The organism is Rhizobium sp. WYCCWR 11152 (genome assembly GCF_013087615.1).
GTDB classification, from domain to species: domain Bacteria; phylum Pseudomonadota; class Alphaproteobacteria; order Rhizobiales; family Rhizobiaceae; genus Rhizobium; species Rhizobium indicum.
The window spans coordinates 281,652-297,561 of sequence record NZ_JABFCP010000011.1; the positions used below are offsets into that span (position 1 = coordinate 281,652).

A 15,910-nucleotide genomic window follows, 5' to 3' on the forward strand; every position below is an offset into this window, starting at 1 on the left:
GGACATAAGGCAATGCCGGCGCGGGCCAAAAGGCACCGCGCCGGCAGAGTCATTACATGGACTTGCCGGCTTCGACGTCCTTGCGGATCGCTTCGCGCTCGGCATCCGGAGCGGCAACGAGGCCGTATTCGACGAGCGGGCTGTCAGGGCCGATCATCTGGTCGGATACGAAGAAGTTGACGTATTCCTTCAGGCCCGGAACGGCGCCGAGATGTGCCTTCTTGACGTAGAAGAACAGCGGGCGGGAAACCGGGTAGGTGCCGTTGGAGATCGTTTCGGTGGACGGAACGATACCGCTCATGGTCGCAACCTTGAGCTTGTCGGCATTGTTTTCGTAGAAGGAAAGGCCGAATACGCCGACGCCGGTCTTGTTGGCGGCGATGCGTGCCAGGGTTTCCGGATAGTCGCCGTCGATGTCGACAGCAGCGCCGTCCTTGCGGACTGCGACGCAGGCCTTCGTCTGGGCAGCCTTCTCGGAGATTTCCTTGGCGATGACTTCCTGTGCGCCAGCGGCCTTGCAGCCGGCAGCGAGAACGTTCAGTTCGAAGACTTCGCGGGTGCCGTGCTTTTCGCCCGGGATGTAGGCAGCGATATCAACAGCCGGAAGCTTCGGGTTGACTTCCGACCACTTCTTGTAGGGGTTGGCGACGAGCTTGCCGTCGACGACGACCTGGGCTGCGAGGGCCTTGTAGATGTCGGCAGGAACGTAGGCAACGTCAGGGTTCGACGAGTCGGTTGCGAAGACGATGCCGTCGTAGCCGATCTTGACTTCCTGGATGTCGGTTACGCCGGCAGCCTTGCAGGCTTCGGCTTCGTTCTTGTTGATCGGACGCGAGGCGTTCGCAATGTCGATGGTGTCTTCGCCAACGCCCTTGCAGAATTCCTTCAGACCAGCGCCCGTGCCGCCGGATTCAACGACCGGCGTCTTGAAGTTGGTGAAGGTTTCGCCGAAGGACTCGGCAACGATCTTTGCGTAAGGCAGGACGGTGGACGAGCCAGCGACCTGGATCTGGTCGCGGGCGACGGCGGCGCCAGCGAAAGCAGCAGTTGCAGCCAGCGCGGCAACGGTGAGCTTGAAGGTGTTCATGTAAATCTCCCGGCATTTGGGCTTGTGTGAGTGCGGCCTTAGAGAGGCCCTCGCATTGCCTTTTTTCATCGGCGAGACTCTCTTAGCGCTGTAAGCACCGTCCTTTTATGTCAAAGCCGTGAAACATTTGTGACAGATTAAGTAATTGATTTAAAATAATAAAATTATGCAACGTAAAAGTGTTGCGACATATCGTCAAAAACGGACGGTAAAATCGGTGCCCTTGCCGACTTCCGACTTGACGATCAGCCGCGCCCGGTGGCGGGTGAGGATGTGTTTGACGATGGCAAGGCCAAGGCCGGTGCCCTTCTTCGAGCGGCTGTCCTCGATGCTGACGCGGTAGAAACGCTCGGTCAGGCGCGGCACATGTTCGGCCGGAATGCCCGGACCCTTGTCGACGATGCTGACCTCGACCGGCTGGCCGGTGCCGTTCTTCAGCCAGACATCGACGATCTCGCCCTCCTGGCCGTATTTGCAGGCATTTTCCATCAGGTTCTCGAAGACCTGGACAAGTTCGTCGCGGTCGCCCAGCACCTCGACCTTGCCGTCGGGCAGATGCAGGTTGATGTCGACGCCGACATCCCTGGCGAGCGGCACAAGCGCATCTCTGACATGGCCGAGCAGCGGCACCAGATCGATCTTCTCATCCGGCGCGATGTGCGACTTCAGCTCCAGGCGCGAGAGCGACAGCAGGTCGTCGACCAGCCGGCTCATGCGCGTCGTCTGGTCGAGCATGATATTGAGGAAACGCGCCTGCGCCTTCAGATCGTTCTTCGCCGGCCCCTGAATGGTCTCGATGAAGCCGCGCAGCGAGGCCAGCGGCGTGCGCAGCTCATGGCTGGCATTGGCGACGAAATCCGACCGCATGCGGTCGATGCGGCGGACCTCCGATATATCGCGGAAGGACAGGATGAAATAGCGTTCACGCGGCCCGTCATCGGCCGCGAATTCGACGGGCGCGCTGCGCACGATATAGACGCGCTCGGAGGGCAGCCGCTCGGCATGCTCTATCTGGTTCGGCGCATTGGTGGCGATGGTTTCGCGCACCATGTCGAGCACGCCGGGCGAGCGCAGGCGGGCCGATATATGGGCACCGAGCGCCACCTCGCCGAAGGCCTTTTCGGCAGCGCGGTTCTGGAAGAGCACCGAGGCATCGTCCGAGAGCACCATGACGGGGATATCGAGGCCGGCAAGCGTGGCGGAAACTTCAGGCAGGCGGCTGGGTGGCAGCTCCGGCTCGATCTCGACCGGCTCGGCGGGATCCGCCTTGATGATGGGCGCCTCGTTGAAAAGCGCGGTGAAGATCATGACCAGCAGCAGGACAAGCACAACCCACTTGTTCATGCCGGCGGCAAGCGCGGCGAGCGCGCTGAGGATTGCCGCAAGCAGCACCGGCCGTTCGCGCCTTATGCGCGCCAACAGGCTTTTTCTCCATGGAGTTTCGTCTGGCAAGTGCCCTCGCGGCGTCGATTCGTTTTTCTTATATTGAACTCTGCCTGATAGCGGCAATTCATGACAGAAGTTTTCGGGCTGCCGCATCTCAAGCGAAAAGCCGCAGCCGAACCCACGAAAAATTGCCGGCCGCCTGCGAGAGATTTGATTTTCAACGGTAAATATGTTCGCTTGCGGGAAGAGAAGCGATCGGGCGGTGGAGGCTGATATGGACGAGGACGTCGAAAACAGGGCCGTGGAGCTGGATATCCGCGGGAAGAAGCGGATCTTCGATGTCGACGATCCCACCCTGCCGGCCTGGGTGGACGAACGCGCGCTGGAATCCGGCAACTTTCCCCACAAGAAGAAGCTCAAGGAAGAGGACTATCTGGAGCAGCTGGAAAAGCTGCAGATCGAACTCGTCAAGGTGCAGTTCTGGCTGCAGGCGACCGGCAAGCGGGTGATGGCGCTGTTCGAAGGGCGCGACGCTGCCGGCAAGGGCGGCGCGATTTCGGCCTCCTCGGCGAATATGAACCCACGCCTTGCGCGGGTGGTGGCGCTGACCAAGCCGACCGACCGCGAGCAGGGACAATGGTATTTCCAGCGTTATGTCGCGCAATTTCCGACAGCTGGCGAATTCGTGCTGTTCGACCGCTCCTGGTACAACCGCGCCGGCGTCGAGCCGGTCATGGGCTTCTGCACGCCGCAGCAATATGAGGATTTCCTCAAACAGGCGCCGCAACTCGAAAAGATCATCGCCCATGAGGGCATCTTCTTCTTCAAATTCTATCTCGATATCGGCCGCGAGATGCAGCTCAAACGTTTCCACGACCGCCGGCACGATCCGCTGAAAGTCTGGAAACTGTCGTCGATGGATATCGCGGCGCTGACGAAATGGGACGACTACAGCGACAAGCGCAACCGGATGCTGAAGGAAACCCATACGGATTTCGCGCCCTGGACGGTGATCCACGGCAATGACAAGCGGCGGGCGCGCCTCGAAATCATCCGTCACATGCTGAACAAGATGGATTATGACGGCAAGGACAAACAGGCGCTCGGCACGGTCGACGCGGAGATCATCGGCTCAGGGCCTGGCTTTCTGAAATAGAGCTTTCGGAACAGGCTGGCCTCCTGAAATCGAAGCCGGGGTCACCGGCTCAGCCGGGACCGGGGTCACCGGCTCAGCCGGGACCGGCCTTACTGCCCCGGCAGGATGCGGATGGCGAAGAGATTGATGCCGCGCGCCTTGCCGTCGAGATCGCTGTTGATCGTCAGCGTGCCCGGCGAATTCGGCGCGAGTGAGCGGTCGAACTTCACCTGTAGCAGCGCATCCGACTTTTCCCGGGTGACGTTGAAGCGATGGCGGGCGCAATTGCCGAGCGTCTGGAAATTGCATTCGACGGTGATCTGCGTCGGCTCGTCGGTGGTGGATTGCAGCGTCAGCGCGATCGTCGAGGATTTGCCGGCCAGCTGCTGCAGCACCGACGGCGGCACGCTGATCGAGATATTGCCATCGGCGGCACCGCTTTCGGAAATCAGCCGGACGGCGGGGCCGTCATTCTCGACGATTTTTTCGGTGCGCGCCCGCGGGCCGCTTTGGATCTTGTCGGCGTCCTCAGGCTTGAACAGCGGGATCCAATCGGCCGAGAAACTGTTCTGCGGATCGATGGTCACCGGCTGATCGGTGTGAGAGCCCGCATTCCCGGCGCTCTCATCATTGCCGGTAAAATCCTCCGGCTGAGTGCTTGCCGGCGGATTGGCAACGCTGGTGTCGCGCTCGGCCGCCGTCATCAGCAGGCCAGACGTATGCGCCCACCAGGCGCCGATGCCGATGAAGGCCAGCAGGACGCACCAGACGAGCAGTCTCGAAAAGAATTTTCTAGGCTTGCGGCGGCCCGCCGCCCGCTCCGGGCGGAAATCCATATTGGTGGCGCGCTGACCGCGGGCAAGGCGTTCTTCACCGACGGGGGCGGCAGCCAGATGATCGGCATTGCCGGCATGCACGTCGTCGAGGCTGGACTCGTCGCCGCGATGCATAAGCTCGGGCGCGCGGGTCTCCCCTGATACGACGGGGCCGTCGAACGCATCGGCTTCGGCTTGATGAACCGGTGGCGCCGGCATTTCCACGACCGGCGGCACGGGCACTTCAGGCGGCCTCTGGCGGGGGTGAAGACGGTCACGCTCCTCGCCTTCGATGGCGTGGATGGTGCTTTCCAGGCGGTGGCGGTGATGGGCGACGACCTCGGTGTCGGTGATGTCCTGCTTGCGCAGCCCGGCTTCCAGCGCCTGGCGGGCCGACTGATAGATCCTCGCTCGAACCTCCGGATTATCGCGATCGGAATTCTCGAGCGCTGTTCTGATGGCCGTTTCTAATCCGCTCACATTCAGTCCTTCACCTTGAATTCGGCATCGGACTGCAATCCCTGCCGTTCTCCATCAAAATTCGGTAGCGGCAAGTGCGGCAAACCGCAAGCCTTGCAGGCCCGGCCGCGGTCGATCGGCGGGGATATCGGCAGGTTTCACCGCTCACCGGCCTTATTCTATTAGCTTTCTCGGACGTATATATTCGGGCCGAAATCGACGAAGGCATGGCAGCCGCTCTTTTATCGCCTTTTCATCTCTGTTATGAGATTGACGTTTTCGTAAACGTCAATGGAAGTGGTGAACCATGGCCCTGCCCCCGATCCTCAAGGACAGATTGAGACTGCCGGTCATCGGCTCGCCGCTGTTCATCATCTCGCATCCAGCGCTGACGCTGGCGCAATGCAAGGCCGGCATCGTCGGGGCGTTTCCGGCACTGAACGCCCGGCCGGAAAGCCAGCTCGACGAATGGCTGGCGGAGATTACCGAGGAACTCGCCCGCCACGACGCCGCCCATCCGGAACGGCCAGCCGCCCCCTTTGCCGTCAACCAGATCGTCCACATGTCGAACAAGCGGCTGGAGCACGACCTTACGCTCTGCGTCAAATACAAGGTGCCGATCGTCATCTCCTCGCTCGGCGCCGTGCCCGAGGTCAACGCCGCCGTGCATTCCTATGGCGGCATCGTGCTGCATGACATTATCAACAACCGCCACGCCCATTCGGCGATCCGCAAGGGCGCCGACGGGCTGATTGCGGTCGCTGCCGGCGCCGGCGGCCATGCCGGCACGCTTTCGCCCTTTGCGCTGATCCAGGAAATCCGCGAATGGTTCGACGGGCCGCTGCTGCTGGCCGGCGCGATTTCCACCGGCGGCGCGATCCTTGCCGCAGAAGCGATGGGCGCCGACATGGCCTATATCGGCTCGCCCTTCATCGCAACGCAAGAAGCCCGCGCCGCAGACGCCTACAAGCAGGCGATCGTCGAAGGGGCCGCTGGCGATATCGTCTATTCCAACTATTTCACCGGCGTGCACGGCAACTATCTCAAGCCCTCGATCGTGGCTGCCGGCATGGACCCGGACAACCTGCCGCTTGCCGATGTCTCGAAGATGGATTTCGAGCAGGCTGTCGGCGGCGCCAAGGCCTGGAAGGACATATGGGGCAGCGGCCAGGGCATCAGCGCCATCAAGGCTGTCGAGCCCGTGGCCAAACTCGTCGACCGGCTGGAGGCCGAATACCAGGCGGCGCGTGCCCGGCTGGCGCTCTGAGGCGCGCCTTCTTGGCCCCTCCCCTCTTTTTTGCCAAAGCCATGACAGGGTGCTTGAAATCTTCCAACAATGGCTGTATCAGCGCCATGCAAATCGCAGGCCGCATGCTTCGGCCGTGAAACGCCGCTTTAGCTCAGGTGGTAGAGCACATCATTCGTAATGATGGGGTCGCAGGTTCGAGTCCTGCAAGCGGCACCATTTATTTGATAAATCGCTGATTTTGCAGCGTTATCTCCCTTTCCTAAAGTGTTCAATCCCCTTTAGTCCACCTGTTAACGGTCGATAGTCGCCTGTTCACAACTTGGCGAGGTGACGAAGTTGAGGCGAGATGGCGAAAGATTTTGAGCGACTTGGACTCCTCTCGCATCACAATAAGCGGCTTCCGCGCTTACCACGCCAAAGGTAGTTAAAGGTCGGAGATGGCCACAATCACAAAACTGGGGCAATCTCAAGTCCCTTTGCGGCAAGTGTGCTTTCAGAAGACTATGCACGCGACAAGTATGAGTTGATCAGGTCCGCGGCATCGTCCTCTCCCTTCTCGCGTGCGATATCGGCGGCGGTTGCACCGGTGCGATCGGTCTTTGTCAGGTCCGCATGGTTCTCCAATAATAGCTTTGCAACTTCGGTGTTTCCCCAGGCGGCCGCGCACATCAGCGGGGTCACGCCATCGGCCGTCTCGGCGTTTACGTCTGCGCCAAGGGATAGTAGGTAGTTTGCAACGGCTGCTTCGCCATTCGCAGATGCCTCGTGCAGTGCCGTCATTTCACCACGACCAATCGCGTGTATTGATGCACCGTTCCGCACTAGCGTCTCAACCGCTGCAAGCAAACCTTCAGCTGCCGAGACCATGAGCGGTGTTCGACCATGTATGCCGACTTTGTTCAAGTCGAGTTCCTTGGACTCGATTTCTAGCTGAGCTTGTGAAGCGCCGGCCACGATTCGCTCAATGAAATGCTCAATCTTTGACTGATCGTTCATGGGAGTACGTTGAAGTTCTCTATCATCGCTCTCCTCCAGTCTGGAGGGACATTGTTCGCACACGCTACGTTCTCTCGATGCCCTCGCCAATGCTTGGAAGCGTGCTTCGACGTGACCTCTGGCAAGCTCATAAATCCAGTGTTCGTGCGGATATGCCTTGGTCTGCAGTCTCTCCAGGTCCGCAAGAGCATCGTCCGGCAGTTCAGTGGCATCTTGGCTTTAAGAGTATGCCATTCATCAGCAGGCGCCGAAGGATGTTAAGCTGTATCGCTGTGTGGCAGTGGACGGCTGCTTCCAGATTGCCTAGCATTTTCCTTGTGTATTCGTCCGTCATCTGCGCCTCTGTTTGTCCCGCTATTTCCGGTATCGATCGCCGCGTAATTGCCCCCTAAATACGCGGCGTCCGCATCCTGTCTCTTGCCTGTCAGGCAAAGCGGTTATCGACCGTTATCAATCGGCGGCCAAGGGCAGGTGTTACAACCAGCAGAGCAAGACAAACAGCAATGAATCGATGAAACGGCAAAGATGGATACCTTGAGTATTGAAAGGCAACGATAACAGTCGCCGAAAATAAAACAATCATCGCGGGAACTTATCCAATATAATGGCCTGGAACCGGCCTGCCCTGTTCCAATCAAACGACCGTGAAAACCGCAACCCCGACAGGAACAATGCCACCCCCGTGCCGGTTTCCTCCCGTGAGACAACAAGCATGGAGAGAATCATGTCCTGCAAGTTCATCGCGATATCACTGCTTTCGATCGGTCTGGCCGGTTCGGCCATGGCGCAGACGGCCGGGGGTGCGGATGCCAATGGGCGGCTTTCGGTGGCGCCGATCATTGGCGGGTCGGGGAGTTCGGGCGCCGGCTCTGCCGGGGCCGGGTCAGCTGGCACTGGTTCTGTCGGCAGCGGGGTAATGGGCACAGGGTCTGTCGGCACCGATTCCGGCACCACCGGCAGCACGACCGACAATGGCGGCGTCAATCTCAATAGCGGCCGCAGCACGATCAATCCCGGCGGGGTCAATCCCAACCTGCAACAGACGCCGGGTTGCACCAGCGGAAGCGCGGATACCGGCTCGCTCAGTGAGGCATGCCCGCAATGAGGATGAGGTGATTGTCCGCCTTTCCTTCTGACAAAACAAAGGCCCGGAGCGGAATGGCGCCGGGCCTTCGCTTTCGGACGCCACTTCGCTGACATCACGCGAAAACAACCGCTGCCACCAGAAAGCGGACGCGGCCTGCTTTACCGGCCGGGTTTGAGGTCGTAAAAGGACGGCATCACTCCGCAAGCGGCGCATCGCCCCACACCCAGCCAGCCTGCCGATATTTCCGGCATCTGCGGAGCACCCGAAGAGGATCGTCATGTCGAATGCAGCGCAACGCTCGAACCGTGTGCTTATCGTCGCCACCATCATGCTCGCGACCTTCATGGTGGCGATCGAGGCGACGATCGTGGCGACCGCGATGCCGCGCATCGTCGGCGAGCTCGGCGGCTTTTCCTATTACAGCTGGGTGTTTTCGGCCTTCCTGCTGGCGCAGTCGACGACGACGGTGATCTACGGCAAGCTTTCCGACATTTTTGGGCGCAAGCCGGTGCTGATCGGCGGCATCCTGATCTTCCTGGTCGGCTCGCTGCTCTGCGGGCTCGCCTGGTCGATGATGTCGCTGGTGCTGTTCCGGCTGCTGCAGGGGCTGGGCGCCGGCGCCATCCAGCCGGTGACGACGACGATCATCGGCGATCTGTTCAAGCTCGAGGAGCGCGGCCGCGTGCAGGGCTTCATGGCGACCGTCTGGGCGACATCGGCGGTCGTCGGGCCGCTGGCCGGCGGCATCATCGTCGACAATATCTCCTGGGCCTGGATCTTCTGGATCAACCTGCCGATCGGCATCATCTCGATCATCGCCTTCATGCTCTTCCTGAAGGAGGACGTGGCGCACAAGCAGGCAAAGATCGATTACCTCGGCTCGGTGCTGTTTTCGATCTCGATCGTAGCACTTCTCGTCATGCTGACGGAAACCGATGCCAGTGCCTGGATCCTGCTGTCTCTTTTCGCCGTCTTCGTGGTCTCGGGCCTGCTCTTCCTCGCCCAGGAGAAGCGGGCGCCGGAGCCGATCATCTCGATCCCGCTCTGGAGCCGAAGGCTGATTGCGACCAGCAATGCGGCGACGCTGCTGGCCGGCATGGCGCTGATCGGGCTTTCGACAATCCTGCCGATCTATGTACAGGGCGTGCTCGGCCGTTCGCCTGTTGTTGCCGGCTTCACGCTGACCATGCTCGTCGTCGGCTGGCCGTTGGCGGTGATGCTTTCCGGCCGTTTCTACAGGGCCTTCGGCATCCGCCGCACCCTGCGCGTCGGCAGCCTGATGTTTCCCTTCGGCGCCTCTTTCCTGTTGTTCCTGACGCCGGAAAGCTCGCCGATCGTTGCCGGCGCCGGCTCGTTCTTCATGGGCTTCGGCATGGGTCTCATCAGCCTCACCAGCATCGTGCTGGTACAGGACAGCGTCGAATGGTCGATGCGCGGCAGCGCCACGGCCTCGATCATCTTTTCCCGCAGCCTCGGCAATACGCTCGGCGCCACCGTGCTCGGCGCCATCCTCAATGCCGGCATCAACCACTATGCGAGCGGCGAGGCGGCGGCGGGCCTGCACGCGGCGCTGAACCAGCCGACCGGGCTCTCGGCGCTTGCCGCCGATCCGGCGATCCGCGCCGTCTTCAATGCGGCCCTGCACTGGAGCTTCTGGGGCGTGGTCGTCGTCGCGGTACTGACCTTCTTCACCACCTGGCTGATCCCGGTCGGGTCGGGCCAGAAGCGCGAGGGGGCGGCTGTCGCAAGCGAGGCGGCTTCGCATTAGAGCGGTTCAGCCTATGGAAGCGCAGGCACTGGGAGGGTTGCCGGACGATGAGTGTTTTCGTGTTGCTCTTGGGGTTTCCGGGCGTGGGCAAGCTGACGATCGCCAAAGAACTCGGTTCGCTTATATCAGCAAAGATTGTTGATAATCACTGGTTCAACAACCCGATATTGCGACTCCTCGACGAGGATCAGACCGCTCCGCTGCCTAAGGGTGTCTGGGAATACACGGCAAGAGTCCGGCAGGCCGTCCTGGATGCAATCACCGCCTATAGCGGCCCGTCGGCGAATTTCATCTTCACCCATGCCGGTGTCGAAGGCGATGAGCGGAGCACGCGGACGTACCAACAGTTCGTCGACGCCGCCGGACGGCGCGCCGCGGTCTTCGTGCCGGTGCGATTGCTGTGTGCCGAAGAAGAATTGGCGCGTCGCGTTTCGTCCCCCGCACGGCGCGACCACTTGAAAACCACCGACGTAGAGACCTCAAGACATCGAAGCCAAGAGGCTATGGTTCTAGATATCCCGCACCAACACGCTCTGACGTTGGATGTGACCTTCATGTCGCCCTTGGAAAGTGCTGCGGCAATACGGGATCATGTTGCGAGACGCAGGGTCTGAGGAGAGCAGCCCCTCGCGCCGATAGCGGAAGATCTGCCTCCGGCCGGAATGCGCCGCGTGATGGAACGGATCAACGAGAGCGAAAATGGGCGTCAAAAACTATTTGATCGAAGGCGTTTCCGGCACCGGCAAAACCACGGTGGCGGAGGAACTGCAGCGGCGCGGCTACCACGTCATCCACGGGGACCGGGAATTGTCTTATGTCGGCGATCCCGAATCTGGCGAACCGCTGGATGGGCTTGCCGATGAGAGCCTGACGGACAATGTCACATGGGTGCACGAGCATCACATTTGGGATGTCGACAAAGTCAAATCCGTGATCGCCGATCACCGCAACGCGACCTCCTTCTTCTGCGGCGGCTCTCGAAATCTCTCCCGCTTTATCGATGTGTTTGACGGGGTTTTCGTTCTCGACGTCGATCTCGACACGTTGAACCGGCGGCTTGCCTTAAGACCGGAAGACGAGTTTGGCGGAAGGCCTGCCGAACGGGAGCTGATTGTGCGCTTGCATGCAACGAAAGCGGATATTCCAAAGTGTGGCGTCGTCATCGACGCCACACTTCCGCTGACGGTCGTTGTCGACGAGATTCTGAGGCTATCGCGTGCCTGTGACTACCGTTGCCGTTGAGCGAAGGCGAACCTTGCCATCGCTGACGGATTGGAGAGCTAGCTCCAGGACCTCGCCGCGGATTTTCTCCCGTGTTGCCGCATCTGCCCTGGATAGTCCGGCGACGACAGGCGCGGCGACCTCAGTCATGAAGTCCCAGTAGCGCGCCGGGGTATCGTGCACCATCATCGCCGACACCTCTTCCACGGCGACATCGAGAAGGCCCGCCTCTCTGAAGGTCTCGACCATCATGCCTTCTCCAGCACAGCGGAACAGGCCCGGAGAGCCGGGTGGTGGCGAGGGCATTTCCACGTGGCGGGCGATCGTGCCCATGATCGTGGTCGCCCATGAATTTTTGGCAGGAGTGCTCCAGACTGCGGCGCAGACGCGCGCACCGGGCTTTGCCACGCGTGCCATCTCCCTGGCGGCGGCGGCGATATCAGGGAAGAACATAAACCCGAACCGGCACAGAACGGCGTCGAAACTGGCATCGGCAAAAGGCAACGCTCCCGCATCGCATAGGCGAGTTTCGAAGTTTTTGAGGCCACGTCTGGCCGCATTTTCGGCGGCAGCAGTCAGCATATTTTCCGAGAGATCGGTGACGACGACATGACCCTCGGGGATTGCTGCCGCCGCCGTCAGGCCGGGTTCGCCAGTGCCGGCGGCTATGTCAAGCACGCTAAAGCCGTTGGAGAGGTTTGCGCGCCGGAGCATGGTGTCACCAAACGGGGCGAGCCAGCTGAGAACCAAGCTGTCCCATTTCTTCCAGCCGGCGGAAAACTTGTCCCAGGTCTCACGTTGCTGGTTACGGATATCGTCGAGATTTGCTGACATGCACCGGCTCCCCCATCCGTTCAACCGGCAAAGCCGGGAACGTCGACACTATGCGCCGCTGATGTCGGGATTCAATGCAAATAAGCGCCATCGGGCCAATCGCCAGGCATGACCAAACTTGTTGGGACGGAGTGATTGAATTGACCAAGACTATTGGAGCTTTTATACAATGGCTTTTGCGAAACTCCGGATTGGCCAAAAATAATCCTTTTAAATCAATGGGCTTTTCCTGGATGGCGCCAAATCGAGAATGCGGAACCAGCGGAATGCTGAAGCGATGCAGCCCGGCTGTATGCACCAGCCATGGAGAGACAAAATTATGAAGATCATGGTCTTGCTGCACAGCGCCGATGGCATGGCTTGGCAGTCTCCCCCTAAAGGCACCAGCCTGAAGACATTGAGCGAAGCCGAAGAGCAAGGCTTCATCTTGATCCGCGGGGAATTTCAGAAACGGCAATTCCGTCTGACAGAGCTGGGCTCCAACTATGTCGAGCGCGACAAGCGGCGTCTGGAAGCGCGCAGGCTCTGAACCGATACCGCCGGCTAAGCGCGAATTGAACGCACAAGCCAGGCCCCCGACGGCCGAAAGGCGGGTCTGACAATGGCACGTCGCAACAGGAGCGGTCATCCCCGCATAGTGAGTGCAAGCTTACAAAGCATGCTGGGCTTACAGCGCATCCTGGATATCGAAGCGGACGATCTTGTCGCCGTCCATGCGGAAGATATGCGTCACGGTCTTGTCCTTCAGGCCATGGCTTTGCCCTTCCAGCGGCCGGCCATCGAGGTCGAAGACAGACTGGATCACCTCGGCAGCTATGGCTCCATCTTGCGTTTCCTCGAATGCGACCGGCTCGACGTGCGGACTGACGACGGCCCACTGGCGTGTCCAATAGTCGCGCACGGCTGCACGGCCATGAACGTGGCCGCCATCCATGCCGTTGGCCCAGGCGACATCATCGGAAAGCACGGCAAGGACAGCGTCGATGTCTCTGGCGTTGAAGCTGGCATAGATGCGCTGGATCATTTCGACGTCGTTTTGAGACATGTCGTTTCCTCGATGGAGATTGATACATTCGCTGTGCGGCATCGAAACTGCCTTGCCTCATGCCGCACACCAATATACATACGTACATATATATCTCGTGGTCAAGCGCAGGCAAGGGGTGAGCCGAATGGACGACGACGTGCTTTCTACGCCGGGGCATCTCATCAGTCTTGCGGCGCGTGGCTTTGCCCGCCTCAGCGAGTCACGCCTTAAACCGCTCGGCTTCGGTGTCGGCCAGTTGCCTGTGCTGGTCGCGCTGCAAAACGGCAAGGCCAGCACGCAACGCGACCTCGCCCGCTATGCCAGGATCGAGCAACCGCCGATGGCACAGATGCTCGCACGCATGGAGAGGGATGGCTTGATCGAGCGGACACGCGACCCGACTGACGGTCGCAGCAGCCGTATCGTGCTGACGAAAACCGCGCAGCACAGCATGCCGGAGGCGATTGCCGCCTTGTTCCGAGGAAATAAAGAGGCATTGACTGGGTTCACGGATGCGGAAGCGGAGCAACTTGCAGATCTGCTGACGCGGCTAATCGACAATCTGGATCAAATTGCGAGCGCAGAGCCTTCGTCAGGTGATTGATGGTTTTGTGGCCAAACCGACAGTTTCTATTCGGGGACTGTGCCGCCTTCATTCGAGGTCGTACTGCCTTTCGGCGGGGAGCGGCGCTTCTCCAAAACGCGTGACAGCAAGTTCCGTTTTCTCTTGCGCTTGATCAGATCGATATCGCTGACAAGCTTTGCGCCGCCCTCGCGCCGCTCGAGCGTGATCTTGCGGCTATGGAAGACTTCCAGCTCAGCGCGATGCGCGACGCTGAGGATGGTGACCTCCGGCAATTCATCGATCACCATCTGCATCATCTTATCCTGGCTCTTCTCATCGAGTGCTGCCGTTGCTTCATCCAGCACGATGATATCGGGTTGGTGCAGCAGGAGACGTGCAAAGGCGAGCCGCTGCTTTTCGCCGCCCGACAAGGTCTGGTCCCATGGCGCATCTTCCTCGATCTTGTCGTTCAGATAATCCAGCCCCACCTTGTCGAGGGCCGACTTGATCTCATCCAGCGGCCAGCTATCGGCGGCGCCGGGATAGGCGACGGCGCGACGAAGCGTCCCGGACGGGATATAGGGCCGTTGCGGCAACATGAACAATCGCCTGTCGGCATGGAAATTGACGCTACCGCTACCCCACGGCCAGAGACCTGAGATGGCCCGCACCAGCGTGCTCTTGCCGGACCCGGATTCACCGGCCACGAGCACCCGCTCGCCGGGTTCGATCTCGACCCGGGTTTCCGTGACCACGGCGGTGCCATCGTCAAGCGACACGGAGAGATCGTTGAGGCTGAGCATCGCCTCGCCTTCGGTTTCACCATGCTTGATGCGCCCGAGCGAGTCGCTCTGTTCGGCGCGCTCCAGCCCGTCAAGCGACATCATCAGCGAGGCGATGCGCCGTGCACAGGCATTCCAATCGGCAAGACGGGGATAGTTGTCGACCAGCCAGCCGAACGCGCCCTGAACGATGGCAAAAGCAGAGGCGGCCTGCATGACCTGTCCGAGGGTCATGCTGCCTTCGAGAAATTTTGGTGCGCAAAGCAGGACCGGCACGACAGGCGCTATCAGCATCGATCCATGCGACACGAGCGTCGTGCGCATGTGCTGGCGGGCAAGCAGCGCCCATTGCCTGAGCACATTGGCGAAGGTCTTATCGAGATCGTTACGCTCCTCCTCTTCGCCACCGAGAAGCGCGATGCTCTCGCCGTTTTCCCTGACATGCGTCAGCGTGTAGCGAAACTCGGCTTCTGCTTGATTTTTGGCCTCGGAGACGTGGACGAAATAGCGGCCGATGACCGCCATCGAAGTAGAGGTGATCGCCGCGTAGAGGACCGCAGTGATGACGAGAAAGCCGGGAATGGTGATGGTCGAACCTGCGATCGGAAGAGTCAGGGCCCCGCCGATCGTCCAGAGCACCACGATGAAAGTCGAGGCCGCCAGAAATGCGGAAATGACACCGGCGACGAAATCGACGGGTGCTTCGGTGGCAATCCGCAAATCCTCGGAAATGCGCGCTTCGGGGTTCTTGTGGTCGCCGCCGATGAGATTCAACTGATAGTAACGGCCGTTTGCAAGCCAGCGCGCGATGACGGCTGTTGTCAGCCAGGACCGCCAGCGGCGCTGAATCATCATGCGAACGGCGACTTGTATCGTGACAATGGCTACAGTTCCGAGCACGAGGGGCACGAATACGGCGCTCAGGAAATAGACGGTGCCGGCATCGTGTCGCTCTATGGCGTCGAAGATCCCGCGGTTCCACAGATTGATTCCGTACTGGAAGCCGACATTCATGCAGATCATCGCCAATAGCCCGATCGAGAAGGGCCAAGCGAACTTATCGCCACCGCGGCCCCAGTAGCGGCGCGCGCTGATCCAGAAACGTTTGAGCAGATACCGCTTGCGCGCCTGCTCGGCCTCTTCAGGCGTCAACTCCGGATCGGGCTCGACGGCATCTGGCGGCGGCATGACCTCGACAGTCGATGCCGTCTCCTGGGGCGAGTTTCCGGCACCGTGCGGTTCGGTGCCGTCGACCGATTTCGGTTTGAGTTTAGCGTCGGCCATAAGCGCGATAACGGCTTACACATCGAAATGTTTCATGATGGCTGCCATCCGCCGTATCGAACAACATCAGCCCCTCACCCATCCCGTAAAAACGGGGAGAGGGGACGTAGCGGGTAATAGGGAGGTAGCCGCATATCCCCTTCGCCCAGTTTACGGGCGTCCGAAGGACGGGGCGAGACCCGTGGCTCGACCGCGGTTGGTGGCGGCAGCCGGAT

15 protein-coding genes and 1 tRNA gene are annotated in these 15,910 nt (G+C 60.3%); 9 read left to right on the forward strand and 7 right to left on the reverse strand.

What is annotated here, in order from left to right:
• Window positions 1–52: 52 nt before the first annotated feature.
• Window positions 53–1,087 carry a substrate-binding domain-containing protein gene (locus tag G9X67_RS22905; protein WP_029875432.1) on the reverse strand — a complete coding sequence of 345 codons (1,035 nt, stop codon included), beginning with the start codon at window positions 1,085–1,087 and terminating at the stop codon, window positions 53–55.
• A gap of 195 nt (window positions 1,088–1,282) precedes the next feature.
• The gene (phoR, locus tag G9X67_RS22910; protein ID WP_138332412.1) at window positions 1,283–2,506 is read right to left on the reverse strand and encodes a phosphate regulon sensor histidine kinase PhoR; all 1,224 of its coding nucleotides are present in this window, start codon (window positions 2,504–2,506) and stop codon (window positions 1,283–1,285) included.
• Window positions 2,507–2,747: 241 nt separating this feature from the next.
• Between phoR and ppk2 the strand changes: the two genes are divergently transcribed.
• Complete coding sequence (ppk2, locus tag G9X67_RS22915; RefSeq protein WP_138332411.1) at window positions 2,748–3,629, forward strand: polyphosphate kinase 2; 882 nt, start codon at window positions 2,748–2,750, stop codon at window positions 3,627–3,629.
• A gap of 89 nt (window positions 3,630–3,718) precedes the next feature.
• On the opposite strand, the gene G9X67_RS22920 is transcribed toward ppk2, so the two are convergent.
• Window positions 3,719–4,903, reverse strand: a complete 1,185-nt coding sequence (locus tag G9X67_RS22920; RefSeq protein ID WP_171599760.1) for a regulator — start codon at window positions 4,901–4,903, stop codon at window positions 3,719–3,721.
• A gap of 286 nt (window positions 4,904–5,189) precedes the next feature.
• Here G9X67_RS22920 and G9X67_RS22925 point away from each other — a divergent pair, with 286 nt between their 5' ends.
• Window positions 5,190–6,149: a nitronate monooxygenase family protein gene (locus G9X67_RS22925; RefSeq protein WP_171599761.1), complete on the forward strand. Its 960-nt coding sequence runs from the start codon at window positions 5,190–5,192 to the stop codon at window positions 6,147–6,149.
• 122 nt (window positions 6,150–6,271) lie between these two features.
• Window positions 6,272–6,347: transfer RNA gene (locus G9X67_RS22930), tRNA-Thr, on the forward strand.
• A gap of 285 nt (window positions 6,348–6,632) precedes the next feature.
• Here G9X67_RS22930 and G9X67_RS22935 read toward each other — a convergent pair.
• Window positions 6,633–7,127, reverse strand: a complete 495-nt coding sequence (locus G9X67_RS22935) for an ankyrin repeat domain-containing protein (protein ID WP_171599762.1) — start codon at window positions 7,125–7,127, stop codon at window positions 6,633–6,635.
• A gap of 724 nt (window positions 7,128–7,851) precedes the next feature.
• Between G9X67_RS22935 and G9X67_RS22940 the strand changes: the two genes are divergently transcribed.
• The 4 genes from G9X67_RS22940 (at window position 7,852) to G9X67_RS22955 (ending at window position 11,224) form a co-directional block, all read left to right on the forward strand.
• Entirely contained in the window at window positions 7,852–8,232 is a 381-nt protein-coding gene (locus G9X67_RS22940; protein ID WP_171599763.1) for a hypothetical protein, read from the forward strand.
• A gap of 259 nt (window positions 8,233–8,491) precedes the next feature.
• The gene (locus tag G9X67_RS22945; protein ID WP_171599764.1) at window positions 8,492–9,982 is read left to right on the forward strand and encodes an MDR family MFS transporter; all 1,491 of its coding nucleotides are present in this window, start codon (window positions 8,492–8,494) and stop codon (window positions 9,980–9,982) included.
• A 47-nt stretch (window positions 9,983–10,029) separates the two neighbouring features.
• Window positions 10,030–10,596, forward strand: a complete 567-nt coding sequence (locus tag G9X67_RS22950) for an AAA family ATPase (protein ID WP_171599765.1) — start codon at window positions 10,030–10,032, stop codon at window positions 10,594–10,596.
• A gap of 85 nt (window positions 10,597–10,681) precedes the next feature.
• On the forward strand, window positions 10,682–11,224 hold the full coding sequence (locus G9X67_RS22955) for an AAA family ATPase (RefSeq protein ID WP_138388223.1): 543 nt from the start codon (window positions 10,682–10,684) through the stop codon (window positions 11,222–11,224).
• Here G9X67_RS22955 and G9X67_RS22960 read toward each other — a convergent pair.
• A complete protein-coding gene (locus G9X67_RS22960) occupies window positions 11,192–12,037 on the reverse strand; it encodes a methyltransferase domain-containing protein (RefSeq protein WP_171599766.1) in 846 nt (281 codons plus the stop codon). The genes G9X67_RS22955 and G9X67_RS22960 overlap by 33 nt on opposite strands.
• Before the next feature lie 277 nt (window positions 12,038–12,314).
• Between G9X67_RS22960 and G9X67_RS22965 the strand changes: the two genes are divergently transcribed.
• Complete coding sequence (locus G9X67_RS22965) at window positions 12,315–12,566, forward strand: hypothetical protein (protein ID WP_171599767.1); 252 nt, start codon at window positions 12,315–12,317, stop codon at window positions 12,564–12,566.
• 138 nt (window positions 12,567–12,704) lie between these two features.
• Here G9X67_RS22965 and G9X67_RS22970 read toward each other — a convergent pair whose 3' ends face one another.
• Window positions 12,705–13,082, reverse strand: coding sequence for a nuclear transport factor 2 family protein (locus G9X67_RS22970; RefSeq protein WP_171599768.1), 378 nt, complete (start codon window positions 13,080–13,082; stop codon window positions 12,705–12,707).
• 127 nt (window positions 13,083–13,209) lie between these two features.
• Between G9X67_RS22970 and G9X67_RS22975 the strand changes: the two genes are divergently transcribed.
• On the forward strand, window positions 13,210–13,668 hold the full coding sequence (locus tag G9X67_RS22975) for a MarR family winged helix-turn-helix transcriptional regulator (RefSeq protein ID WP_171599769.1): 459 nt from the start codon (window positions 13,210–13,212) through the stop codon (window positions 13,666–13,668).
• A gap of 26 nt (window positions 13,669–13,694) precedes the next feature.
• Here the strand turns inward: G9X67_RS22975 and G9X67_RS22980 are convergent, their stop codons facing one another.
• Complete coding sequence (locus G9X67_RS22980; RefSeq protein WP_171599770.1) at window positions 13,695–15,695, reverse strand: ABC transporter ATP-binding protein/permease; 2,001 nt, start codon at window positions 15,693–15,695, stop codon at window positions 13,695–13,697.
• Window positions 15,696–15,910 lie beyond the last annotated feature (215 nt).